Source organism: Streptomyces sp. NPDC016677, assembly GCF_055562815.1.
Window position 1 is genome coordinate 221,239 of sequence record NZ_JBVHEO010000008.1, and the last position, 24,209, is coordinate 245,447.

Genomic DNA, 24,209 nt, shown 5'->3' on the forward strand with positions numbered 1-24,209 from the left:
TCCGAGCGCAGCGTGAACACCTGAATCCGAAATGCTCACGCTTCCCAGCAGACAGTCAGCCGCCGGACCGGCCCGGCGCGCATGCGAGGCGCCGCCGCGCATCCCGCACGCCGGCAGGTGCCCGACCCACCCAAGGGGCCGCCGCCCCCGGGCCCCCGCTCTCCCGGGCGGCCCGCAGCCCCCCTCACCCCCCTCAGAAGCCGCCCCCGAAGTCGCCCCCACCCCCACCGAAGTCGCCCCCACCCCCGAAGTCCCCACCACCGAACCCGCCCCCGAAGTCGTCGGAGTTGAAGTCGGCCCCGGAAACGTCACCGCCCTCATAGCCACCGACACCGCCACCGCCGAAGTCCCCGTACCCGGCCCCGTAATCGGCGGCATACGCCGGCGCCGCCATCATGCTCCCGAGCATCGTCCCGACCAACAGCCCCGGCAGCATCCCGCCTCCGAAGTAACCCCCCGCCCACGGCCCGTACGCGGGCCCCGCCTCCCAGTACGGCCGCCGCCCACCCTCGGTCTCCACCTCACGCACCACCGGCTCCAGCCCGTCCGCCAACCGGGCCTGGTCCGCCGCGCACACCGGCACCTGCCGCGTCGCCCCACCCGCCGGGGTCCACGCCACATCGGCCACCGACGGACCGTGCCGGGGATCGAAGAAGCACGGCGGGCGCCGGTCCGGCAACGGCCGCCCCTCCCGCCGCGCGGCCAGCTGCGCGAGCGCGAACCGCCCGTCCTCCACCGCCTGCGTCACGGCCCGCACATCCTCCGGCCGACGCGCGTCGGCCATGAACGTCTTGGACCGGTCGTACGCGTCCAGCGCCCGTTCGTAATCGGCCCGCATCGCGTCGTCCGCGCCCGGCTCGCCGGGATGGAAGTCCAGCCGGTCCAGTTCCTCACCGAACGCGGTGATGTCCTCGTCCACCACCACCCGCAGCTTCTCCAGCGCGGCCCGCTGCTCCTCCTCGTGCCGCCGCCGGTTGCGCCGCGACAGCGCGTAGACCCCGGCCCCGCCGGCGGCCAGCACCGCACCGGTGGCGATCAGCCCGCCCACCGGCACACCGTCCCCGGCCCCCTCGCTCCAGCCGCTCGGCGCCGCGCCGCCCGTGTTCCGCAGCGCGTCGTCGACGAAGTCGTTCAGCTGCGCCTTGGCGTCACCCGCGTCCTGCACCGCCGCGACCAGGTTGGACACGCCCTGCCGGCTCATCACGCTGCTGTCGGCCCGCGCGTCGAAGCGGTCACCGAGCCGGATGCCGTAGAGCCCGGTCACGCCGGTCTCGGTGCGCAGGTCCCGGAAGATCTCGGTCGTCGGCTGGTCCGCCGGCAGCACCGCCACGAAGATCGGCTTGTCCGCGTCCTCGATCTTGTCGGCGAGCGCCTCCGCGTCCGCGTCGGAGAGCTGGCCGGAGGCGGCCGGGTCCACGTACACCGGACTCTCGCGCAACGCCTCCGCGATCTCCGACACGTCCGTGGCCGCGTGCGCCCCCGACGCACCCCACACCCCCACCGACACACCCACCGACAGCGCCGCCAGCACGGCGGCGACCGGCACGATCAGAACACGTACGAGCATGCGCACCAGTGCGAGCCTCATACGTTCGAAAGTACCTTAAAAACCACCCCAAACGGAACGGAAGGGACGCCTTCAGAGCACCTTCGGAGCACTGTCGGGGCACTGTCGGGGCACCTTCCCTCGCACCCCGACCGAAGTCCCTTCCGCCCCGCCCCAGGCTCACTCGGCGGGAACGACCCCCGCCCGCAGCAGCCCGTACGTGTACGCGTCCTCCAGCGCCTGCCACGACGCGGCGATGACGTTCTCCGCGACCCCCACCGTCGACCACTCCCCCGCGCCGTCGCTCGTGGCGATCAGGACGCGGGTGGTGGACTCGGTGCCGTGGACGCCCTCCAGGATGCGGACCTTATAGTCGACCAGCTCCAGCTTGGCGAGCTGCGGGTAGATCCGTTCCAGCGCGACCCGCAGCGCCCGGTCCAGGGCGTTGACCGGACCGTTGCCCTCCGCCGTGGCGACGATGCGCTCCCCCTTGGCCCAGAGCTTCACCGTCGCCTCGTTGGCGTGGCTGCCGTCGGGACGGTCCTCGACGATCGCGCGCCAGGACTCGACGGAGAAGTACTTCAGCGGACCGCCCTCGACCTCCGCCCGCAGCAGCAGCTCGAACGAGGCGTCGGCGGCCTCGTACGTGTACCCCTTCAGCTCGCGTTCCTTGACGCGCTCCACGACCCGGCCGACCAGTTCCCGGTCGCCGCCGAGGTCGATGCCGAGTTCCTTGCCCTTCAGCTCGATGGAGGCGCGGCCCGCCATGTCGGAGACCAGCATCCGCATGGCGTTGCCGACCAGCGCGGGGTCGGTGTGCTGGTACAGGTCGGGGTCGACCTTGATGGCGGAGGCGTGCAGGCCGGCCTTGTGGGCGAAGGCGGAGACGCCGACGTAGGGCTGGTGGGTGGAGGGGGTGAGGTTGACGACCTCGGCGATGGCGTGCGAGACGCGGGTGGTCTCGCGGAGCCTGCCCTCGGGCAGCACCCGCTTGCCGTACTTCAGCTCCAGGGCGGCGACCACCGGGAACAGGTTGGCGTTGCCGACCCGCTCGCCGTACCCGTTGGCCGTGCACTGCACATGCGTGGCGCCCGCGTCGACGGCGGCGAGGGTGTTGGCGACCGCGCAGCCGGTGTCGTCCTGGGCGTGGATGCCGAGCCGGGCGCCGGTGTCGGCCAGCACGGTGGCGACCACGGCGCTGATCTGCACGGGGAGCATGCCGCCGTTGGTGTCGCAGAGGATGACGACATCGGCGCCGGCCTCCGAGGCCGCGCGGACGACGTCCTTCGCGTACTGGGGGTTGGCGCGGTAGCCGTCGAAGAAGTGCTCGCAGTCCAGGAAGACCCGGCGGCCCTGGTGCCGCAGGAAGGAGACCGTGTCGCGGATCATCGCCAGGTTCTCGTCCAGGGTGGTGCGCAGGGCGAGTTCGACGTGCCGGTCATGGGACTTGGCGACCAGGCAGACCACCTCGGCGCCGGAGTCCAGGAGCGCCCTGACCTGCGGGTCCTCGGCCGCGGTGGTGCCGGAGCGGCGGGTGGAGCCGAAGGCGACGAGCTGGGCGTGCCGGAAGTCGATCTCCTTGGCGGCGCGCGCGAAGAACTCGGTGTCCCGAGGGTTGGCGCCGGGCCAGCCGCCCTCGATGAAACCCACGCCGTAGTCGTCCAGGTGCCGGGCGATGGCCAGCTTGTCCGCGACGGTGAGGTTGATGCCCTCGCGCTGCGCGCCGTCGCGCAGGGTGGTGTCGAAGACGTGGAACGAATCGTCGAGCAGCTCGCTGGGTGCGGTCATGATCTTCAGGGCTCCTGTATGGGATCTCGGTCTACCGGAATGACCGGTTCCACCGTCCGTCTATGATCCCCCGCGCTCTCTTCCCGGCTTGGGGTGGGCCAGGAAACAGAAAAACCCCTCGCGGGTGCGAGAGGTCTGCGCGCGGGTCGAGGACGACGGTGTCCGCCCGTACCTGGTCGTACGTGGCGGTCACTGCGGACCGGCGCGCCTGCTGCCAATAATCATGGCGAACGAGAGCACGGGGGCAGTCTGGCACAACGCGCCCCCGCGCTCACCGTCCGTCTCAGAATGCGAGCGCGGCGCAGGTCGGCGCAGGTGGCGGACGCCCCGGGCGGGCGCGCTCACGGAGTACACGCGTACACCCCGGACGCGAGATCAGGCGTCCGCGAGCAGGCCCTCGGCCAGGAACTCCCGTACGTGGCCGAGAGCATCCGCCCTCCCGCTCCCCCGCAGGCCGATCGCCACGTTGATGGCGAAGCCGTCCAGCAGGGCCCGCAGGCGGGTGGCGAACCGGTCGGGGTCGACGGCCCGGAACTCGCCCCGCGAGACGCCCTCCGCCAGCAGGGCGGCCAGGTCGCGGTGCCAGGCGCCCTCGATGGCGGCCTGCCGGTCGCGGGCGTCCGAGTCGGCGGCGGCGTTCTGCGAGCGGTTCCACACCTCCAGCCACAGCGTCCAGTGCGGGTCGCGGTGGCCGTCGGGGAGGTACAGCTCCACATAGGCGTCGAGGCGTGCGCGGGCCGGGCCGGGGGCGGCGAGCAGCCGGGCGCGCTCGGCGCCGAGGCGGCCCTCGCTCCACTCCAGGGTGCGCAGCAGCAGTTCGTCCTTGGTGCGGAAGTAGTAGAGGAGGTGGCCGCTGCTCATGCCGACCTCGCGGCCGAGCGCCGCCATGGTCAGTTTCTCCAGGCCGCGTGCGGCGATCATCTCCATGGCGGTGGCGAGGACGTCCTCGCGCGGCGGGGCCTGCTTGCGCCCACCGGCCATCTGGGACTCCCTTTACACCCTCGGCTGCTGTTGGGTGACGCAGTGGATGCCGCCACCGTTCGCGAAGATCGTACGGGCGTCGACCGGCACCACGGTGCGCCGGGGGAACAGCCCGCCGAGGATGTCGGCGGCGGTCTTGTCGTTCGGGTCGTCGAAGGCGCAGAGCACGACGCCGTCGTTGCAGAGGTAGTGGTTGATGTAGGAGTAGTCGACCCAGTCGCCGTTCTCGTCCTTCAGGACGGTGGGGGCGGGGACCTCCACCACCTCCAGGGGGCGGCCCGCCGCGTCGGTCTCGCCGCGCAGGATCTCCAGGTACGCCAGCGAGCGGGCGTGGTCGGGGTGGGCCGGGTCGCGCTGGGTGTGGACGAGGACGGTGCCCGGCCGGGCGAAGGCCGCGACGATGTCGACGTGGCCCTGGGTGCCGTAGGCGCCGTAGTCGGCGGTCAGGCCGTGCGGGAGCCAGATCGCCTTGCTGGTGCCGAGCTTGGCGTGGATCTCCGCCTCGACCTGGGCGCGGGTCCAGCCGGGGTTGCGGCCGGCGCCGAGCTGGACGGTGTCGGTCAGCAGGACCGTGCCCTCGCCGTCGACGTGGATCGCGCCGCCCTCGTTGACGAGCGTGCTGCTCAGGACCGGTGCCCCGGCCAGGTCCGCGACCTGGCGGGCGATGTCGGAGTCGTGGTCCCAGCGGGCCCAGTCCTGGGCGCCCCAGCCGTTGAACACCCAGTCCACGGCGGCCAGCCCGCCCGTCCCGTCGGTGACGAAGGTCGGGCCGATGTCGCGCATCCACGCGTCGTCCAGAGGGCGTTCCACCAGGTCGATGCCGGGGCCGAGCAGTTCGCGCGCCCCTTCGCCCTGGCCGGGGCCGTGCACCATCGTCACCGGTTCGAAGCGGCGTACGGCGCGGGCCACCGACGCCCAGGCGGCGCGGGCCCCGGCCAGCTCGGCGGCGTCGCCGAACGTCGGGTTGGGGCCGGGCCACGCCATCCAGGTGCGTTCGTGCGGGGCCCATTCGGGGGGCATGCGGTAGGTCATCGGCGGTCCTAGAGGAAGTACAGGCGGTTGAGGGAGACGGAATCGGCCGGTGCCGAGCGGACCGGGTCGCCGTCGAGGGTCACCAGGCCGGTGCGCCGGTCGACGTCGACCTGTCCGGTACGGGTGTTCAGGCGCAGGTCGGCGGGGCCTATGCCGCGGGTGCCGTGTACGGCCACCCGGCGGCGGCGGGTCGGCATCCGGTCGGCGCCCTGGTCGAGGGCGGCCCGCGCGACGAAGGCCACGGACAGTTCGGCGGGCGTGGCGCCGTGGGCGCCGAACTGCGGGCCCAGGACGAGGGGTTCGCAGGTGTCGGTGGCCGCGTTGGGGTCGCCGGTGACACCGTACGCCGGGAAGCCGGACTTGAGTACGAGCTGCGGTTTGGCGCCGAAGTACTCCGGGCGCCACAGCACGAGGTCGGCGAGTTTGCCGGTCTCGATCGAGCCGACCTCGTGGGCGAGACCGTGGGCGATCGCCGGGTTGATGGTCAGCTTGGCGATGTACCGCAGGACGCGCTCGTTGTCGTCGTCGCCGTCCGCGCCGCGCTCGGCCTTCATCTTCCCGGCCATCGCGAAGGTACGGCGGACCGTCTCGCCGGCCCGGCCCATGCCCTGCGCGTCGGAGGAGGTGATGCCGATCGCGCCCAGGTCGTGCAGCACGTCCTCGGCGCCCATCGTCGAGGCGCGGATGCGGTCGCGGGCCATCGCGGCGTCGCCCGGCAGGTCGGTCTTGAGGTCGTGGACGGAGACGATCATGCCGTAGTGCTCGGCGACCGCGTCCCGGCCGAAGGGCAGGGTGGGGTTGGTGGAGGAGCCGATGACGTTCGGGACGCCGGCCAGCCTCAGGACGTCGGGGACGTGCCCGCCGCCGCAGCCCTCGATGTGGAAGGCGTGGATGGTGCGGCCCTCCAGCACCCTGAGCGTGTCCTCCACCGAGAGGCACTCGTTCAGGCCGTCGCTGTGCAGGGCGACCTGGACGTCGTGCTCCTCGGCGACGCGCAGCGCGGTGTCCAGGGCGCGGGTGTGGGCGCCCATGTCCTCGTGCACCTTGAAGCCGCAGGCGCCGCCCTCGGCGAGGGCCTCGGTGAGCGGCGCCGGGTGGGAGGAGGAGCCGCGGGCCAGGAAGCCGATGTTCACCGGCCAGGCGTCGAACGCCGCGAAGGCGTGCTTCAGCGCCCAGGGCGAATTGACACCGACGCCCCACACCGGCCCGAACTCCTGCCCGATGATCGTGGTGACGCCGGACGCGAGCGAGGCCTCCATGACACGCGGGGAGAGCAGGTGGACGTGGGTGTCCACGGCGCCGGCGGTGGCGATGAGTCCCTCACCGGAGACGATGGTGGTGCCGGTGCCGACGACGACGTCCACGCCGTCGAGGGTGTCGGGGTTCCCGGCCCGGCCGATGCCGCTGATCCGGCCCTCGCGGATGCCGATGGACACCTTGCGGATGCCCTGCGCCGCGTCGATCACGACGACGTTGCTGATCACGACGTCACAGGTGGCGCGGACGGCGGCGGCCTTCAGGTGCAGTCCGTCGCGGGCGGTCTTGCCGAATCCGGCCAGGAACTCGTCGCCGTACCGCTGCGCGTCGGTCTCCACCCGGATCACCAGCCCCGAGTCGCCGAGACGGAGGCGGTCGCCGGCCCGGGGGCCGTGGGTGGCGGCGTACTCGTGCGGGTTCACTCGGCGGCTCCCGGACCACCGGCTCCCAGATATCCGCAGGCGGCGGCGCGGCGCAGGGCCTCGGCCCGCGCGCCCGGCGCGTCCAGCGGCCCGTCGACCAGACCGGCGAACCCGATCACGGTCCGTGCTCCGCCGATCGGGACGAGCCCGACCTCGACGCGCTCGCCGGGGCCGAAGCGGACCGAGGACCCGGCGGGGACGGCGAGCCGCATGCCGTAGGCCCGCTCACGGTCGAAGTCGAGGCGCGGGTTGGCCTCGAAGAAGTGGAAGTGGGAGGTGACCGAGACGGGCACGGTGGCGGTGTTGGTGACCGGTATCCGTACCGCCGCCCGGGGCTCGGTGTGCTCCGGTCCGGGCAGCAGCGCGCCCGGCGCCGCCTCCCCCAGGCCCCCGCCGATCGGGCCGGTGACCACCGCGAGCCGGGAGCCGTCGTCGAAGACCGCCTCGACGTGCACCTCGGTGACCACGTCCGCGACGCCCGGCAGGACGTCGTCGGGGCCGAGGACGGACCGGGCGCGTTCGACGGCCTCGGCGAGCCGGGCGCCGTCGCGGGCCGCCTCGCAGACGGTGTCGGCGATCAGCGCGGTCGCCTCCGGCACGTTCAGCCGCAGGCCGCGCGCCTTGCGGGCGCGGGCCAGTTCGGCGGCCGAGAACAGCAGCAGCCGGTCACGTTCGGTCGGTGTCAGTCGCACGGGTGCACCTCCTCGTTTAGAGCAGCACTCTAAAGCAAGACGCCAGAACACCCAATAGCCACAAGCTCATCGTTCGAGCGGCACACAAAGAGGGGCCGCCCTGGACGTGCTGTCCAAGGCGGCCCCTTCACCGCTGCCGCCGGCTCAGGCGAGCGTGCGCATCCAGCCGCGGGTGTCCTCGGCCGTGCCGCGCTGGATGTCCAGCAGAGCCCGGCGCAGCCGCATCGTGACCTCGCCGGACTCGCCGCTGCCCTGCTGCCACTGGGCACCGGCCCGCTTGACCGTCCCGACGGGCGTGATCACGGCCGCCGTGCCGCAGGCGAAGACCTCGGTGAGGGTGCCGTTCTCGGAGTCGCGCTGCCACTGGTCCACGGAGACCCGGCCCTCCTCGGCCTCGTAGCCGAGGTCACGGGCGACGGTGAGGAGCGAGTCGCGGGTGACGCCCTCCAGGATGGAGCCGGTGAGCGTGGGAGTGATGATCTTGTTGCCGTAGACGAAGTACAGGTTCATGCCGCCCAGCTCCTCGACCCACTTGCGCTCGATGGCGTCGAGGTAGCAGACCTGGTCGCAGCCCTGCTTGGCGGCCTCGGCCTGGGCGAGGAGGGAGGCGGCGTAGTTGCCGCCGGTCTTGGCGTCGCCCATGCCGCCGGGGACGGCGCGGACGCGGTCCTCGGAGACCCAGATGGAGACCGGCTTCACACCGCCGGGGAAGTAGGCGCCGGCCGGGGAGGCGATGACGATGAAGAGGTACTCGTTGGCCGGCTTGACGCCCAGGCCGACCTCGGTGGCGATCATGAAGGGGCGCAGGTAGAGGGACTCCTCGCCGCCGTGCGCCGGGACCCACGCCCGGTCCTGCCTGACCAGTGCGTCGCACGCCGCGATGAACGCCTCCTCCGGCAGCTCCGGCATGCCGAGCCGGCGCGCGGACGCCTGGAAGCGGCGGGCGTTCTTCTCCGGCCGGAAGGTGGCGACGGAGCCGTCGGGCCGGCGGTACGCCTTCAGTCCCTCGAAGATCTCCTGCGCGTAGTGCAGGACCATCGTGGCCGGGTCGAGGGAGAGCGGGGCGTAGGGAACGAGCCGGCCGTCGTGCCAGCCGCGGCCCTCGGTCCACTTGATCGTCACCATGTGATCGGTGAAGTGGCGACCGAACCCCGGGTTGGCCAGGATCGCGTCGCGCTCGGCGGCGGAGAGCGGGCTGGCGGAGGGCTTGAGTTCGATCGTGGGCGTCGTGGGCGTCGTCATGGGTTGTTGTCCTTCACCGGTTGTCGTGACGGGCCGCGCCCACGCCCGTACTGCCAGTGGCCAGTGGTAGGACGTCCGAGCATTCCCGCATGTCGCGGCCTCGCGTTCGATTATCGCGCGCGGCCCGTGACCGGGGGAACGGCGGAGGAAGCGGGGTGAATGCGGCCCAGGTTCGATGGTCGCACCCCGCGGAGACAGGTGAAAGCCGCCGGGTGCCTTGTTTTTCCGGACCCGGCGGCTTCGAATGGTTCAGTTTCGAGTGCGCGGCCCGGTCAGCCGGCTACTCGTACGGCGAGGGCGTCACCGATCTCGGAGGTGGAACGGGCGGGCTTGCCGGCCCGCTCGCCGAGGTCGGCCGCGACCGCCTCCTCGATCCGGGTCGCCTCGGCCTCGTAGCCGAGGTGGCGCAGCAGCAGGGCGACGGAGAGCACGGTGGCGCTGGGGTCGGCCTTGCCCTGACCGGCGATGTCGGGCGCGGAGCCGTGGACCGGCTCGAACATCGAGGGGTACTCGCCGGACGGGTTGATGTTCCCGCTGGCGGCGACGCCGATGCCGCCGGAGACGGCCGCGGCGAGGTCGGTGATGATGTCACCGAAGAGGTTGTCGGTGACGATCACGTCGAACCGGGCCGGGTCGTTGACCAGGTAGATGGTGGCCGCGTCGACGTGGATGTAGTCGGTGGTGACCTCGGGGAACTCCTCGGCCACCTTGTTGAAGATGCCGGTCCACAGGTGGCCCGCGAAGGTCAGCACGTTGTTCTTGTGGACCAGCGTGAGCTTCTTGCGGGGGCGGGCCTGGGCGCGGGCGAAGGCGTCGCGGACGACGCGCTCGACGCCGTAGGCGGTGTTGACGGACACCTCGGTGGCGACCTCGTGGGGCGTGCCCTTGCGGATGGTGCCGCCGTTGCCGGTGTACGGGCCCTCGGTGCCCTCGCGGACGACCACGAAGTCGATCTCCGGCTGGCCGGCCAGCGGGGTCTCGACGCCCGGGAGCAGCTTGCTCGGGCGCAGGTTGACGTGGTGGTCGAAGGCGAAGCGGAGCTTGAGCAGGAAGCCGCGCTCCAGGACACCGGAGGGGACGCTCGGGTCGCCGATGGCGCCGAGCAGGATGGCGTCGTGCTTCTTCAGCGCGTCGAGGTCGGCGTCGGTGAGGGTCTCACCGGTGGCGTGGTAGCGCCGGGCGCCGAAGTCGAACTCCTTGGTCTCCAGCTTCACATCCTGCGGGAGGACGGCGGAGAGGACCTTCAGGCCTTCGGCCACGACCTCCTGGCCGATGCCGTCGCCGGGGATGACTGCGAGATCGATGCTGCGAGACATGCGGGCACCCTACTCCCCGTCCCATGGGATGACACACACCGTCCGCCATGCGGACAGTCGACGCCCATCCGTCGCTCCCCGTTCACCCGTGCGCGGTGCGGGTGTTGGCCCGCGCGGGGCATCAATGGCCGCATGGACATCCCCGACTTCGGCATCCGGCCGGACCTGGCGCGCCGGCTGAGCATGGCGGAGCAGTACGAGTATCTGCGCACCCGGCTCTCCCGGCGCCGGACGCTGGTGACGGCGGGGGCGGTGGCGAGCGGGCTGCTGACCGGCTGCTCCGGCCGTGACGTCCGGTCCGCGTCCGCCCCGGCCGCGTCACCGGCCGCGTCACCGGCCGCTTCGTCGGCCGTCTCGGGGTCGGTGGTCGCGCCGTTCGGCCGCCATCTGGCCTTCGGCGCGGATCCGATGCGGCAGATGCGGATCTCCTGGCAGGTGCCGCTGGCGGTGCGCCGGCCGTTCGTCCGGGTCGGGCTGCGCCCCGACGACCTGGGCCGCCGCGTCGAGGCCGAGGTGCGCGACCTGGCCACCCCGGCCCTGGACGACGTACGCCCGGCGGCCGAGCAGTACTACGTGCACGCGGCCCTGGACGGCCTGCGGCCCGGCACGACGTACTACTACGGCGTCGGCCACCAGGGCTTCGACCCGGCGGCGCCGGCCCACCGCGCCACGATCGCCTCCTTCCGCACGGCGCCCGCGGCGCCGGAGCGCTTCACCTTCACGGCCTTCGGCGACCAGGGCGTCGGCGCGGAGGCGGTGGCCAACAACCGCGTCCTGCTGCGCCAGGACCCGGCCTTCCACCTCCACGCCGGGGACATCTGCTACGCCAACGACAAGGGCCGCGGCGAGAAGTCGGACCTGTACGACGCCACGCAGTGGGACCGGTTCCTGAAGCAGACGGAGCCGGTGGCGCGTTCGGTGCCGTGGATGGTGACGACCGGCAACCACGACATGGAGGCGTGGTACTCGCCGGACGGGTACGGCGGGCAACTGGCCCGTTTCTCCCTGCCGGACAGCGGCTTCGACCCGCGTACGGCGCCGGGGGTGTACTCCTTCACCTACGGCAACGTGGGCGTCGTGGCGCTCGACGCCAACGACGTGTCCTACGAACTGCCGGCCAACCTCGGCGTCACGGAGGGCCGGCAGACGCGCTGGCTGGCGCGGAAGCTGGCCCAGCTGCGGGCGGCGCCGGAGGTGGACTTCGTCGTCGTGTTCTTCCACCACTGCGCGTACTCGACGTCGACGCACGCCTCGGACGGCGGGGTGCGCGCCGAGTGGGTCCCGCTGTTCGCCCGCCACCAGGTGGACCTGGTGATCAACGGGCACAACCACGTCTACGAGCGGACCGACGCGATCAAGGGCGGGGAGGTGGGCCGCCCGGTCCCCGTCGGCGAGTGGACCGACCCCACCCGGGACGGGACGGTGTACGTGACCGCGGGCGGCGGCGGCAAGGAGCTGTACGGCTTTCCGGCGGGCGTGCCGGAGAGCCACGAGGGGCGGACCGCCCGCGACGAGCCGGTGGACAGCTTCCGCTGGACCCGCTCCCGGGACCGCAAGGCGGAGACGGTCCAGTGGTCGCGGGTGCGCTACCGGGGCTTCTCGTTCCTCAGCGTGGAGGCTCAGGCGGGCGCCGCGCCGAAGCTGAAGGTCTCGGCGCTGACGCCGGAGGGCACCCGCGTCGACCACTTCGAGGTGCGGCGCGGGCGGTGAGCGCCCGGCTCAGTGGCCGGTGGCGCCGCCGTTGTCCCGGCGGTCGAGGGCGCGCTGGAGCGCGGCGGCGGCGTTCTTCCGGTCGGCGTCACTGGTACGGGAGACGTGACGGACTCGGCGGCGGACGGCGGTCTCGGCCATGGGGGATCGACTCCTTCGGTACACGGGAGCAGTACGACAGGCCGGAAAGGGGCGGGGAGCGGCGGACCGCAGGGATCACCTGCACGGGGTCCGGCTCACGACCGCCGTTCGCTGGGTCGAGCGAGACGTTCGGCTCCTACAAAAGTAGAGGAGGAGCACGCCCCTGTCTCCACAATTACTCGGACGTCCTACTATCTGAGACGGAGGACGGGCCAGGTCGGGGGGAGACCTGGCCCGTCCGGTATCAGGGGGGCGTCAGCCCATGTGCGGGTAGCGGTAGTCGGTCGGGGAGACCAGCGACTCCTTGATGGCGCGGGTCAGGGTCCAGCGCATCAGGTTCTGCGGGGCACCGGCCTTGTCGTTGGTGCCGGAGGCCCGGCCGCCGCCGAAGGGCTGCTGGCCGACGACGGCGCCGGTCGACTTGTCGTTGATGTAGAAGTTGCCGGCCGCGTACCGCAGCTTCTCCATCGTGTACGCGGCGGCGGCACGGTCGTTCGCGATGACCGACCCGGTGAGCGCGTAGTCCGACACCGACTCCATCTGCGTCAGCGTCTCGTCGTACTTCTCGTCGTCGTAGACGTGCACGGCGAGGATCGGGCCGAAGTACTCGGTGGTGAAGACCTCGTTCTCCGGGTCGGTGCACTCGATGACGGTCGGGCGGACGAAGTACCCGACCGAGTCGTCGTAGGTGCCGCCCGCGACGATCGTGCAGGCCGGGTCGGCCGCGGCCCGGTCGACGGCGGCCTTGTTCTTGGCGAAGGCGCGCTCGTCGATGACGGCGCCGATGAAGTTCGACAGGTCGGTGACGTCACCCATGGTGATGCCGTCGACCTCGGCCGCGAACTCCTCCTTGAAGCCGTCGTTCCAGATGGACGCCGGGATGTAGGCGCGGGAGGTGGCGGAGCACTTCTGGCCCTGGTACTCGAAGGCGCCGCGGGTCAGGGCGGTCTTCAGCACGGCACGGTCGGCGCTCGGGTGGGCGACGACGAAGTCCTTGCCGCCGGTCTCGCCGACCAGGCGCGGGTAGGTGCGGTACTTCTCGATGTTGTTGCCGACCGTCTTCCACAGGTGCTGGAAGGTCTTGGTCGAACCCGTGAAGTGGATGCCGGCCAGGTCACGGTGGTTCAGGGCGACCTCGGAGACCTCCAGGCCGTCACCGGTGACCAGGTTGATGACGCCCTTGGGGAGCCCTGCCTCCTCCAGCAGCTCCATCATCAGCACGGCGGCGTGCGTCTGCGTCGGGGACGGCTTCCAGACCACCACGTTGCCCATCAGGGCGGGGGCGGTGGGCAGGTTGGCGGCGATCGCCGTGAAGTTGAACGGCGTGATCGCGTAGACGAAGCCCTCCAGCGGGCGGTGGTCGAGACGGTTCCAGACGCCCGGGGCGTTGGCCGGGGGCTGCTCGGCCAGGATCCGGCGGGCGTAGGAGACGTTGAACCGCCAGAAGTCGATCAGCTCACAGGGCGTGTCGATCTCGGCCTGCTGGGCGGTCTTGGACTGACCCAGCATGGTGGAGGCGGCCAGCGTCTCGCGCCACGGGCCGGACAGCAGCTCGGCGGCGCGCAGGATGATCGCCGCGCGGTCGTCGAAGGACATCGCGCGCCAGGCCGGGGCGGCGGCCAGGGCGGCGTCGACCGCGTCCTGGGCGTCCTGCCGGGTGGCGTTCCCGTACGTGCCCAGGCGCGCCTTGTGGTTGTGCGGCTGTACGACGTCGAAGCGGTCGCCGCCGCCCATCCGCTTCTCGCCGCCGATGGTGCAGGGCAGGTCGATCGGGTTGTCGGCCAGCTCCTTGAGCTTGGCCTCCAGACGGGCGCGCTCGGGCGAGCCGGGGGCGTAGCCGTGCACCGGCTCGTTGACGGGGGTGGGGACCTGGGTCACAGCGTCCATGTTGTTCATGACTCCTTGACTTGAACGGTGTGCGAGCGGGTGCGGGCTCAGCCCTTGGTGACCATCGAGCGGACGAAGAACCGGAGGTTGGCCGGCTTCTCCGCCAGACGCCTCATGCTGTGCCTTCCCGGGGGACGACCCCCGGACCCCCGGCAGTCGCCGCGGCACAGCCTTGTCGGATCAGCCATGGCCGATCACGCTCCGCGCGAAGAACCGGAGGTTGGCCGGCTTCTCCGCCAGACGCCTCATGAAGTAGCCGTACCAGTCCGTGCCGTAGGCGGTGTAGACGCGCATGCGGTGGCCCTCGGCGGCCAGTCGCAGGTGCTCCTCGCCGCGGATGCCGTAGAGCATCTGGAACTCGTACTCGTCGGGCTTTCGCCCGGCGCGGTGGGCGAGCTCCTGGGCGATGGCGATCAGACGCGGGTCGTGGGACCCGACCATCGGGTAGCCCTCGCCGTCCATCAGCGTCCGCAGCACGCGCACGTACGCTTTGTCGATCTCGTGCTTGTCCTGGTACGCGACCTCGGCGGGCTCCTTGTAGGCGCCCTTCACCAACCGTACGCGAGCGCCGGCCGCGGCGAGCCGGCGCGCGTCGGCCTCGGTGCGGAACAGGTACGCCTGGATCACGCAGCCGGTCCCCGGGAAGTCCTTCCGCAGTTCCTCGTGGATGGCGAACATCGAGTCGAGGGTGGTGTGGTCCTCGGCGTCCAGCGTGACCGTGGTGCCGATCTCCGCCGCCGCCTCGACGACCGGGCGGACGTTGGCGAGCGCCAGCCCGTGGCCGCCGGGCAGCGCCTGCCCGAACATCGACAGCTTCACGGACATCTCCGCGCGCCTGCCCAGCTCCAGCGGCTTGAGCCGGTCGATCAGCTCCAGGTAGGCGTCGCGGGCGGCGGTGGCCTGCTCGGGGGTGGTGATGTCCTCGCCGACGACGTCCATCGTCAGCTCCAGGCCCTTCGCCGTGAGGTCCCGGATGATCGGGACGATCTCGTCGACGTCCTCGCCGGGGATGAAACGGTCGACGACCTGCTTGGTCACCGGGGCCGCCGAGACCAGACGGCGCATGCGGTCGCTGCGCGACGCGGCGAGAATCACGGGACCCAGCACGGGGCACCTCCACTGACGGAACAACAAGGTCGGCCACCGTGAAACCTAAGGATGGCTCCGATCCTGGGCCATCGACAGCTGTCACGCATCCGTGCCGCAGATCTCAGACAGATGTATGAAAGACATACCGGGATGGGGGAGAATGCCCGGGTGACATCGGATTCCCAGGGTGACTACCAGGAGCTGGTCGACGAGATCTCGGAGCTGCTGGGGGCGCCCGCCACCCTGGAGAACCGGGACTTCGAGCTGATCGCCTTCGGCGCCTACGACAGTGAGGGCGACCTCGATCCCTCCGCGCTGGACCCGGTGCGCGCCCGCTCGATCCTGACCCGGCGTTCGACCCCGGCGGTCCGCGCCTGGTTCGAGGGGTTCGGCATCACCCGGGCCACCCGCCCGGTCCGCATCCCGCCGACCCCGGAGGCGGGGGTGCACCGGGGCCGGATCTGTCTGCCGGTACGCCATCGGGGCGTGGCGCTGGGCTACGTATGGCTCCTCGACACCGATCCGGGGCCGACCGCGCGGCAGCTGACCGCCGCCATGACGGTCACCGCCCGGATCGGGGCGCTGCTCGCCGACGAGGCCCAGCACGGTGCCGACCTCAGCCGCGAGCTGCGGGCCGTACTCACCGCCGAGCCGGGCTGGCAGCGGGACATGGCCGTCGCCGAGCTGCGCACCGCGCTCGGCCCGCGCGCCGCGGTCCCGCACACGGTGGTGTGCGTCGCGCCCTGGCCCTCGGCCGACCCGGACGACACACCGTCGGTGCGTACAGTGCCGGGGGCGACGGCGCTGTGCACGGTGCCGTGGGGCACCTCGGCGTACGCGCTGGCGCTGCTGGTCCGGCTGCGCTCGGTGGACGTACCGGCCCCGGCGGTGACCGCGGCGGGGCGGCTGCTGGAGCGGGCGCGGAGCCTGGGGGGCACCCGCTGCGCCGCCGGGGTCGCCGCCGCCCGCACCGGCCTCGCCGAGCTGGGCACGGCCTGGCGGGAGGCGTCGGCGGCGGCCCGCGCGGCTCTGGCGGAGGCCCGGTTCGCCCCGGTCGCCGAGTGGGCGTCGATCGGCCCGTACCGCCTGCTGACGGAACTGACCCCGGAGGCGACGCGGGACCCGGCCGTGGGGGCGCTGTTCTCCCCCGCCCACCGCGAGCTGGCCCGCACCGCCGAGACCTATCTCGACCGGGCCGGCCAGGCCGGCCGCACGGCGGCGGAACTGGGCATCCACCGCCAGACCCTCTACTACCGGCTCTCCCGCGTCGAACAGCTCACCGGCCTGGACCTGGACGACGGGGAGGACCGGCTGCTGCTGCACATGGCGCTCAAGGCGCACCGTCTGCGGCCCGTGCGGCCTCGATCACCTGACGGAGGCCCTCGGTGAGCTGCCCGGCCTCGGGCGCGGTCTTCGGATCGAAGGTCCACTGGGCCATGAGACCCATCATCAGGGTGGTGTAGAAGCTGCCCAGCGTGTCGATCACCTCGTCCGGCTGATCGTCCTCGGCCACCCCCGTGAACATCGCGACGAAGCCGCGCGACCCCTCCCGCTGCGCCCGCGCGAGGTGATCGCGCACCACCGGCAGTTGATCACCCATGGCCACGATCTCCATGCTGAGCCGCCACATCGAACCCGGCTCCCGCATCGTGCCGATGATGTTCGACCACACCGACGCGAACCGCTCCAGCGACCCGAACTCCCCGCGGATCTCGCCGTCGAACAGCTCGGACATGTCCTCGACCATCGCCACGTACGCCTGCGCCAGCAGCGCGTCCTTCGACCCGTAGTGGTAGCCGATCGACGCCAGGTTGGTCCCCGACTCCTTGACGATGTCCCGCGCCGTCGTGCGCACGAACCCCTTGGCGAGCAGGCAGCGCTTGGCGCCTTCCAGCAGATCCTCACGGTGTCCCATGCGGCCAGCCTATCCCCGGATGCATACAGCCGTATTAAACACACGTATTAAACAGCCGTCATAGACACCCGTATAAGACATGCGTACAGTCTCCGCCATGACGACGAACCCGACGCGCGCCGGGCGGCGCGAATGGACCGCGCTCGCGGTGCTGATGCTTCCGCTGCTGCTGGTCTCGATGGACGTCTCGGTCCTCTACTTCGCCATCCCGGCCATCAGCGCCGACCTGGAACCGAGCGGCACCCAACAGCTGTGGATCTTCGACATCTACGGCTTCGTCCTGGCCGGTCTGCTGATGACCATGGGGGCGGTGGGCGACCGGATCGGCCGCCGCCGGCTGCTGCTGATCGGCGCCGCCGCCTTCGGCGCGGCCTCCCTGGTGGCCGCCTACGCGCACACCGCCGAGACCCTGATCGCCGCCCGCGCGGTCCTCGGCATCGGCGGCGCGACCCTGATGCCGTCGACGATGGCGCTGGTCCGCACGATGTTCACCGACCCGGGCCAGCGCGCGAAGGCGATCGGCCTGTGGTCCACCGTGATGACGGCCGGGATCGCGCTCGGCTCCGTGATGAGCGGCGTCCTGGTCGAGTACTTCTGGTGGGGCTCGGTCTTCCTGGTCAACCTGCCCGCGATGGCCCTGCTGCTGCTCCTCGGCCCCGTCCTGCTCCCGGAGTCGAAGACCTCGCGCGCCGGCCGCTTCGACCTGCTGAGCGTCCCGCTGTCGATGGCCGCCGTGCTGCCCGTGGTCTACGGCCTCAAGGAGATCCCGACCGAGGGCTGGCACGTGCGGTACGTCATGTCGGTGACGGTCGGCCTGCTGTTCGCCGCGCTGTTCGTGCACCGCCAGCGCACGGTGGCCTCCCCGCTGATCTCACCGGAGATCTTCCGGGGGCGCGGCTTCACCCCGGCGGTCGTCCTCAACCTGGTGTCGGCCGCGGGGATGATGGGCTCGACCTACTTCACCACCCAGTACATCCAGTCCGTGCTGGACAAGAGCGCGCTGGAGGCGGCGCTGTGGGCGCTGCTGCCCTCGGTGCTCATCGGCTTCGCCGCGCCGGTCGCCACGCGGCTGGTCCAGCGGGGCGTGGAGCGGGCGCACGTCGTCGCGGCCGGGTTCGCCGTCGCGGCGAGCGGCTACGCGCTGCTGGCCCTCGCGGACACCGACTCCCTGTGGCTGGTGCTGGCCGCGTGCGGTGTCCTGGCCGCCGGTGTCGTCGCCGTGATGTCCCAGCTCACCGACCTGGCGCTCAGCTCCGCGCCGGTGGAGAAGGCGGGCGCGGCCTCGTCGCTGATGGAGACCGGCACGGAGTTCGGCGGCGCGCTGAGCATGGCGGTCTTCGGCTCCATCGGTACCGCCGTCTACCACCACGAGATGCCCGCCTCGGCACCGGACGCGGCCCGCGAGACCCTGGGCGGCGCGCTGGCGGTGGCCGCCCGGTTGCCGGGGTCCACGGGAGAGGCTCTGGCGACGGCGGCCCGGGAGGCGTTCACCAGTGGGATGCGGGGCGCGGCGGTGGCGGGGGCGGTACTGCTGCTGGCGGCGGCGGTCCCGGCGGCGCGGGCGCTGCGCGGCATCCGGGTACGGGAGAACGCCGGGGAGGCCGAGCGCCTCGACCTGTCCGGCGTGTGAGAGGACGAAAGCACGCGAACGCCGGACGGGTGACCGGCCCGGACCGTGCGGCGCGAGGGAGCACGAGAGAACGCCGGACAGGCTGACCAACCCAGCCCGTCCGGCGTTCGAGGACGAGGCCCGTTCAGGGCCGACGCGGGGCCCGGGGCCGCAGCCCCCGGACCAGCGGTCACCTCAGACCAGGTTGACCGACCGGGCCGACGTCGCCCCGATCTCCGCCGCGACCTCACCGAGCACGGCGGAGCCCACCGTGTCGTCGACCGTCAGCACGGCCAGCGCCTCGCCGCCGACGGCCGCGCGGGCGACCTGCATGCCGGCGATGTTGATGCCCGCCTCGCCGAGGATGCGGCCGACGGTGCCGACGACACCGGGACGGTCCTCGTAGCGCAGGACGAGCATGTGGTCGGCGAGGGCGAGGTCGACGTCGTACTCGCCGACCGCGACGATCTTCTGGACGTGCTTCGGGCCGGCCAGCGTGCCGGAGACGGAGACCTCCTCGCCGCCTGCCAGGGTGCCGCGCACGGTGACCACGTTGCGGTGCTCCGCCGACTCCGAGCTGGTCGTCAGCCGCACCTCGACGCCGCGCTCCTGGGCGAACAGCGGGGCGTTGACGTAGGAGACGGTCTCCTCGACGACGTCCTCGAAGACACCCTTGAGCGCGGACAGCTCCAGCACCTTCACGTCGTGCTGGGTGATCTCGCCGTAGACCTCGACGTCCAGGCGGACGGCGACCTCGCCGGCGAGCGCGGTGAAGATGCGGCCGAGGTGCTCGGCGAGCGGCAGGCCCGGCTTGACGTCCTCGGCGATGACGCCGCCCTGGACGTTGACCGCGTCCGGGACCAGCTCACCGGCGAGGGCGAGGCGGACCGACTTGGCGACGGCGATGCCGGCCTTCTCCTGGGCCTCGTCGGTGGAGGCGCCCAGGTGCGGGGTGCAGACGACCTGGTCGAACTCGAAGAGCGGGGAGTCGGTGCAGGGCTCCTTGGCGTACACGTCGAGGCCGGCGCCGGCGACCCGGCCCTCCTTGAGCGCCGAGTACAGCGCCTCCTCGTCGACGATGCCGCCGCGCGCGGCGTTGACGATGCGGACGCTCGGCTTGACCTTGCGCAGCGCCTCGTCGCCGATCAGACCGAGGGTCTCGGGGGTCTTGGGCAGGTGGACGGTGATGAAGTCGGAGACCTCCAGCAGCTCGTCCAGCGACAGCACCTTGACGCCCATCTGCGCGGCCCGCGCGGGCTGTACGTAGGGGTCGTAGGCGACGACCTTCATCCCGAAGGCGGACATGCGCTGCGCGACGAGCGCGCCGATGCGGCCGAGGCCGACCACACCGAGGGTCTTCTCGGCCAGCTCGACACCGGTGTACTTGCTGCGCTTCCACTCGCCGTTCTTCAGGGCGGCGTTGGCCTGCGGGATGTTGCGCGCGGTGGCGACGATCAGGCCGCAGGCCAGCTCGGCGGCGGTGACGATGTTGGAGGTCGGGGCGTTGACGACCATCACGCCGGCCTTGGTGGCGGCGGAGACGTCCACGTTGTCCAGGCCCACGCCGGCCCGGGCGACGACCTTCAGTTTCTGCGCGGCGGCGATGGCCTCGGCGTCGACCTTGGTGGCGGAGCGGACCAGGATGGCGTCCACGTCGGCGATGGCGGTCAGCAGTTCGGCGCGGTCGGCTCCGTTGCAGTGCCGGATCTCGAAGTCCGGACCGAGCGCGTCGACGGTCGCGGGCGACAGCTCTTCAGCGATGAGTACGACAGGGTTCGAGCTCACGTGAGTCCTCACAAGTCCAATGCGGACGGCCGTCCCGACGGCCGCAAGCGGTGGAGGTTGGCTAGCCGCGTGGAAGACGCACGACGCTGTGGGCCTGACGCGTATGTAGTGCAGCAGTGTAGTGGCGTCGAGGGCGTCGTCTTACGCCGCTACGGAAGGATCACCCGTCCGTGGCTGGACGGGTTGGACAACAGCTGACGGCAGGGGCCGGGGCGCATCGCCCCGGCCCCTGCCATCGAGGCTTACGCCTCCTCGTCGACCCAGCTCATGAGCTTGCGCAGCTCCTTGCCGGTGGTCTCCAGCAGGTGCTCGGAGTCCTGCCGCTTGTACTCGTTGTACTTCTTCAGACCGCCGTGGTACTCGTCCATCCAGTTCTTGGCGAACGTGCCGTCCTGGATCTCGGCGAGGACCTTCTTCATCTCGGCCTTGGTGGCGTCGGTGATGATCCGCGGGCCGGTGACGTAGTCGCCCCACTCGGCGGTCTCGGAGATCGACCAGCGCATCTTCTCCAGGCCGCCCTCGTACATGAGGTCCACGATCAGCTTCAGCTCGTGCAGGCACTCGAAGTAGGCGATCTCCGGCTGGTAGCCGGCCTCGGTCAGGGTCTCGAAGCCCGCCTTGACCAGCGCCGCCGTGCCACCGCACAGGACGGCCTGCTCGCCGAAGAGGTCGGTCTCGGTCTCCTCGGTGAAGGTCGTCTTGATGACGCCGGCGCGGGTGCCGCCGATGCCCTTGGCGTAGGACAGGGCCAGCGCGAAGGCGTTGCCGGAGGCGTCCTGCTCGACGGCGGCGATGCAGGGAACGCCGCGGCCCTCCTCGTACTGGCGGCGCACCAGGTGGCCCGGGCCCTTGGGGGCGACCATGCAGACGTCCACGCCGGCCGGGGGCTTGATGAAGCCGTAGCGGATGTTGAGGCCGTGGCCGAAGAACAGCGCGTCGCCGTCCTTCAGGTTGTCCTTGATGTGCTCCTCGTAGACCTGGGCCTGGATCGGGTCCGGGACCAGGATCATGATGACGTCGGCCTCGGCGGCGGCCTCGGCGGGGCTCACCACGCGCAGGCCCTGCTCCTCGGCCTTGGCCTTGGACGTGGAGCCCTCGTGCAGACCGACGCGCACGTCGACGCCGGAGTCGCGCAGCGACAGGGCGTGGGCGTGGCCCTGGCTGCCGTAACCGATGACCGCGACCTTGCGGCCCTGGATGATGGACAGGTCGGCGTCGGCGTCGTAGAACAGCTCGGCCACTTTGGGTTCTCTCCTTGTGTGCAGGTGTCGCGTCCCACCGTATGCCGGTGGGGGGAAGGGAAGGTGGGGGGTCTCGGAATACGGGCGGTGCCCGCACCCCTCGGCGTCACGCCGACCGGTCGAGGGCGCGCAGCGAGCGGTCCGTGATCGAACGGGCGCCGCGGCCGATGGCGATCGTGCCGGACTGCACCAGCTCCTTGATGCCGTACGGTTCCAGCATCCTGAGCATGGCGGACAGCTTCTCGCCGCTGCCGGTCGCCTCGATGGTGACGGCGTCCGGGGAGACGTCGACGGTCTTGGCGCGGAACAGCTGGACGATCTCGACGATCTGGGAGCGCGTCTCGTTGTCGGCGCGCACCTTCACCAGGACGAGTTCGCGCTGGACGGCCTGCGACGGCTCCAGTTCGACGATCTTCAGCACGTTGACCAGCTTGTTGAGCTGCTTGGTGACCTGTTCGAGTGGCAGGTCCTCCACTCCCACGACGATGGTGATGCGGGAGATGTCGGGGTGTTCGGTGACGCCGACGGCGAGCGAGTCGATGTTGAAGCCGCGGCGGGAGAACAGGGCGGCGATCCGGGCGAGGATGCCGGGGGTGTTCTCCACCAGGACGGAGAGCGTGTGCTTGGACATGGTCTCTTGGTCTTTCTCGCTCAGTCGTCTTCGTTGTCGCCGAAGTCGGGGCGGACGTCCCGGGCGGCCATGATCGTGTCGTTGGAGGTGCCGGCGGCGACCATCGGCCAGACCATCGCGTCCTCGTGGACGATGAAGTCGACGACGACCGGGCGGTCGTTGATCGAGTTCGCTTCTTCGATGGCCTTGTCGAGGTCGGCGGGGTCCTCGCAGCGGATGGCGTAGCAGCCCATGGCCTCCGCCAGCTTGACGAAGTCGGGGACACGGGTGCCGCGGGCCGCCGGGTTGACGTCGTCCGGGCCGGAGTGCAGCACCGTGTTGGAGTAGCGCTGGTTGTAGAACAGCGTCTGCCACTGGCGGACCATGCCGAGGGCGCCGTTGTTGATGATGGCGACCTTGATCGGGATGTTGTTCAGGGCGCAGGTGGTCAGTTCCTGATTGGTCATCTGGAAGCAGCCGTCGCCGTCGATCGCCCAGACGGTCCGGTCGGGCAGGCCGGCCTTGGCGCCCATGGCGGCCGGGACGGAGTAGCCCATGGTCCCGGCGCCGCCGGAGTTCAGCCAGGTGGCGGGCTTGTCGTACTGGATGAAGTGGGCCGCCCACATCTGGTGCTGGCCGACGCCCGCGGTGAAGACCGTGCCCTCGGGGGCGAGCTGTCCGATGCGCTCGATGACGGCCTGCGGGGAGAGCGAGCCGTCCTCGGGCCGGTCGTAGCCAAGGGGGTAGGTCTCGCGCCAGCGGTTCAGGTCCTTCCACCAGGCGGCGTAGTCGCCGCGCTGGCCCTCGCTGTGCTCCTTCTGCACGGCCTGGACCAGGTCGGCGATGACCTCGCGGGCGTCGCCGACGATCGGCACGTCGGCCTCGCGGTTCTTGCCGATCTCGGCCGGGTCGATGTCGGCGTGGACGATCTTGGCGTGCGGGGCGAAGCTGTCCAGCTTGCCGGTGACGCGGTCGTCGAAGCGGGCGCCGAGGGCGACGATCAGGTCGGCCTTCTGGAGCCCGGTGACGGCGGCGACGGAGCCGTGCATGCCCGGCATCCCCAGGTGCTGGGGGTGGCTGTCGGGGAAGGCGCCCAGGGCCATCAGGGTGGTGGTGACGGGGGCGCCGGTCAGCTCGGCGAGGACCTTCAGCTCGGCGGTGGCGCCGGCCTTGAGGACACCGCCGCCGACGTAGAGCACGGGCCGCTTGGCGGCGGTGATCAGCTTGGCGGCCTCGCGGATCTGCTTGGCGTGCGGCTTGGTGACCGGGCGGTAGCCCGGCAGGTCCATCACGGGCGGCCAGGAGAACGTGGTCTTCGCCTGGAGGGCGTCCTTGGCGATGTCGACCAGGACCGGGCCGGGGCGGCCGGTGGAGGCGACGTGGAAGGCCTCGGCGATGACCCGCGGGATGTCGTCGGCGTCGGTGACCAGCCAGTTGTGCTTGGTGATCGGCATGGTGATGCCGACGATGTCCGCCTCCTGGAAGGCGTCCGTGCCGATCGAGTCGGAGACGACCTGGCCGGTGATGGCGACCATCGGCACCGAGTCCATGTGCGCGTCGGCGATCGGCGTGACGAGGTTGGTCGCGCCGGGCCCTGAGGTCGCCATGCAGACGCCGACCTTGCCGGTGGCCAGCGCGTAGCCCTCGGCCGCGTGACCCGCGCCCTGCTCGTGGCGGACCAGGACGTGACGGACGCGGGTGGAGTCCATCAGTGGGTCGTACGCCGGGAGGATGCAGCCACCGGGAATGCCGAATACCGTGTCGGCGCCGACCTCCTCGAGAGAGCGGATGAGGGACTGCGCACCCGTGACGTGCTCGGGGGCGGACTGTCCTCCGGATCGGGGCCGGGGCTGCGGGTGAGGGGCCCCGGTGGCCTGCTCGGTCATCGGCATTCTCTTCTCGATGCTGAGGGTTTCGCTGGGTGTTTTGGTGAGGTTTGTACGGTG

19 protein-coding genes are annotated in these 24,209 nt (G+C 71.4%); 3 read left to right on the top strand and 16 right to left on the bottom strand.

Annotation, left to right across the window (positions count from 1 at the left end):
* Positions 1 to 193: 193 nt before the first annotated feature.
* The 8 genes from ACZ3IG_RS22740 to ACZ3IG_RS22775 all read right to left on the bottom strand — a co-directional run bounded on the left by ACZ3IG_RS22740 (position 194) and on the right by ACZ3IG_RS22775 (position 10,276).
* Positions 194 to 1,588, bottom strand: coding sequence for a hypothetical protein (locus tag ACZ3IG_RS22740; RefSeq protein ID WP_467434265.1), 1,395 nt, complete (start codon positions 1,586 to 1,588; stop codon positions 194 to 196).
* Positions 1,589 to 1,726: 138 nt separating this feature from the next.
* Positions 1,727 to 3,334 carry a citramalate synthase gene (gene cimA, locus ACZ3IG_RS22745; protein WP_467434267.1) on the bottom strand — a complete coding sequence of 536 codons (1,608 nt, stop codon included), beginning with the start codon at positions 3,332 to 3,334 and terminating at the stop codon, positions 1,727 to 1,729.
* A 375-nt stretch (positions 3,335 to 3,709) separates the two neighbouring features.
* Entirely contained in the window at positions 3,710 to 4,315 is a 606-nt protein-coding gene (locus tag ACZ3IG_RS22750) for a TetR/AcrR family transcriptional regulator (protein ID WP_467434268.1), read from the bottom strand.
* A gap of 12 nt (positions 4,316 to 4,327) precedes the next feature.
* Positions 4,328 to 5,347, bottom strand: a complete 1,020-nt coding sequence (locus tag ACZ3IG_RS22755; RefSeq protein WP_467434269.1) for an agmatine deiminase family protein — start codon at positions 5,345 to 5,347, stop codon at positions 4,328 to 4,330.
* Between the two features lie 8 nt (positions 5,348 to 5,355).
* Positions 5,356 to 7,026, bottom strand: a complete 1,671-nt coding sequence (locus ACZ3IG_RS22760; protein ID WP_467434270.1) for an urease subunit alpha — start codon at positions 7,024 to 7,026, stop codon at positions 5,356 to 5,358.
* Positions 7,023 to 7,718, bottom strand: coding sequence for an urease subunit gamma (ureA, locus tag ACZ3IG_RS22765; RefSeq protein WP_467434272.1), 696 nt, complete (start codon positions 7,716 to 7,718; stop codon positions 7,023 to 7,025). The genes ACZ3IG_RS22760 and ureA overlap by 4 nt, the downstream gene beginning before the upstream one ends.
* A 144-nt stretch (positions 7,719 to 7,862) precedes the next feature.
* Entirely contained in the window at positions 7,863 to 8,960 is a 1,098-nt protein-coding gene (locus ACZ3IG_RS22770) for a branched-chain amino acid aminotransferase (protein WP_467434273.1), read from the bottom strand.
* 272 nt (positions 8,961 to 9,232) lie between these two features.
* A complete protein-coding gene (locus ACZ3IG_RS22775) occupies positions 9,233 to 10,276 on the bottom strand; it encodes a 3-isopropylmalate dehydrogenase (RefSeq protein ID WP_467434274.1) in 1,044 nt (347 codons plus the stop codon).
* Between the two features lie 132 nt (positions 10,277 to 10,408).
* On the opposite strand from ACZ3IG_RS22775, the gene ACZ3IG_RS22780 reads away from it, so the two are divergent.
* Positions 10,409 to 11,986, top strand: a complete 1,578-nt coding sequence (locus tag ACZ3IG_RS22780; protein WP_467434275.1) for a purple acid phosphatase family protein — start codon at positions 10,409 to 10,411, stop codon at positions 11,984 to 11,986.
* A 9-nt stretch (positions 11,987 to 11,995) separates the two neighbouring features.
* On the opposite strand, the gene ACZ3IG_RS22785 is transcribed toward ACZ3IG_RS22780, so the two are convergent.
* From ACZ3IG_RS22785 to ACZ3IG_RS22795, 3 genes are all read right to left on the bottom strand, one after another.
* The gene (locus ACZ3IG_RS22785; protein WP_467434277.1) at positions 11,996 to 12,127 is read right to left on the bottom strand and encodes a hypothetical protein; all 132 of its coding nucleotides are present in this window, start codon (positions 12,125 to 12,127) and stop codon (positions 11,996 to 11,998) included.
* Between the two features lie 255 nt (positions 12,128 to 12,382).
* Complete coding sequence (gene pruA, locus ACZ3IG_RS22790; protein WP_467434278.1) at positions 12,383 to 14,014, bottom strand: L-glutamate gamma-semialdehyde dehydrogenase; 1,632 nt, start codon at positions 14,012 to 14,014, stop codon at positions 12,383 to 12,385.
* 180 nt (positions 14,015 to 14,194) lie between these two features.
* Positions 14,195 to 15,121: a proline dehydrogenase family protein gene (locus tag ACZ3IG_RS22795; RefSeq protein ID WP_467434279.1), complete on the bottom strand. Its 927-nt coding sequence runs from the start codon at positions 15,119 to 15,121 to the stop codon at positions 14,195 to 14,197.
* A 132-nt stretch (positions 15,122 to 15,253) separates the two neighbouring features.
* Between ACZ3IG_RS22795 and ACZ3IG_RS22800 the strand changes: the two genes are divergently transcribed.
* Positions 15,254 to 16,492 (top strand): PucR family transcriptional regulator, encoded by a 1,239-nt coding sequence (locus ACZ3IG_RS22800; protein WP_467434280.1) that lies wholly within the window; start codon positions 15,254 to 15,256, stop codon positions 16,490 to 16,492.
* Here ACZ3IG_RS22800 and ACZ3IG_RS22805 read toward each other — a convergent pair.
* Positions 16,434 to 17,018: a TetR/AcrR family transcriptional regulator gene (locus tag ACZ3IG_RS22805; protein WP_467434281.1), complete on the bottom strand. Its 585-nt coding sequence runs from the start codon at positions 17,016 to 17,018 to the stop codon at positions 16,434 to 16,436. The two genes, ACZ3IG_RS22800 and ACZ3IG_RS22805, sit on opposite strands and share 59 nt — an antisense overlap.
* Positions 17,019 to 17,097: 79 nt before the next feature.
* On the opposite strand from ACZ3IG_RS22805, the gene ACZ3IG_RS22810 reads away from it, so the two are divergent.
* Entirely contained in the window at positions 17,098 to 18,648 is a 1,551-nt protein-coding gene (locus tag ACZ3IG_RS22810; RefSeq protein ID WP_467434282.1) for an MFS transporter, read from the top strand.
* A gap of 174 nt (positions 18,649 to 18,822) precedes the next feature.
* Here ACZ3IG_RS22810 and serA read toward each other — a convergent pair whose 3' ends face one another.
* From serA to ACZ3IG_RS22830, 4 genes are all read right to left on the bottom strand, one after another.
* On the bottom strand, positions 18,823 to 20,412 hold the full coding sequence (gene serA / locus ACZ3IG_RS22815; RefSeq protein ID WP_467434283.1) for a phosphoglycerate dehydrogenase: 1,590 nt from the start codon (positions 20,410 to 20,412) through the stop codon (positions 18,823 to 18,825).
* Between the two features lie 242 nt (positions 20,413 to 20,654).
* On the bottom strand, positions 20,655 to 21,653 hold the full coding sequence (ilvC, locus tag ACZ3IG_RS22820) for a ketol-acid reductoisomerase (protein WP_467434284.1): 999 nt from the start codon (positions 21,651 to 21,653) through the stop codon (positions 20,655 to 20,657).
* A 106-nt stretch (positions 21,654 to 21,759) separates the two neighbouring features.
* The gene (gene ilvN / locus ACZ3IG_RS22825) at positions 21,760 to 22,284 is read right to left on the bottom strand and encodes an acetolactate synthase small subunit (protein WP_215166642.1); all 525 of its coding nucleotides are present in this window, start codon (positions 22,282 to 22,284) and stop codon (positions 21,760 to 21,762) included.
* Between the two features lie 20 nt (positions 22,285 to 22,304).
* Entirely contained in the window at positions 22,305 to 24,149 is a 1,845-nt protein-coding gene (locus ACZ3IG_RS22830) for an acetolactate synthase large subunit (RefSeq protein ID WP_467434285.1), read from the bottom strand.
* Positions 24,150 to 24,209: the final 60 nt, after the last annotated feature.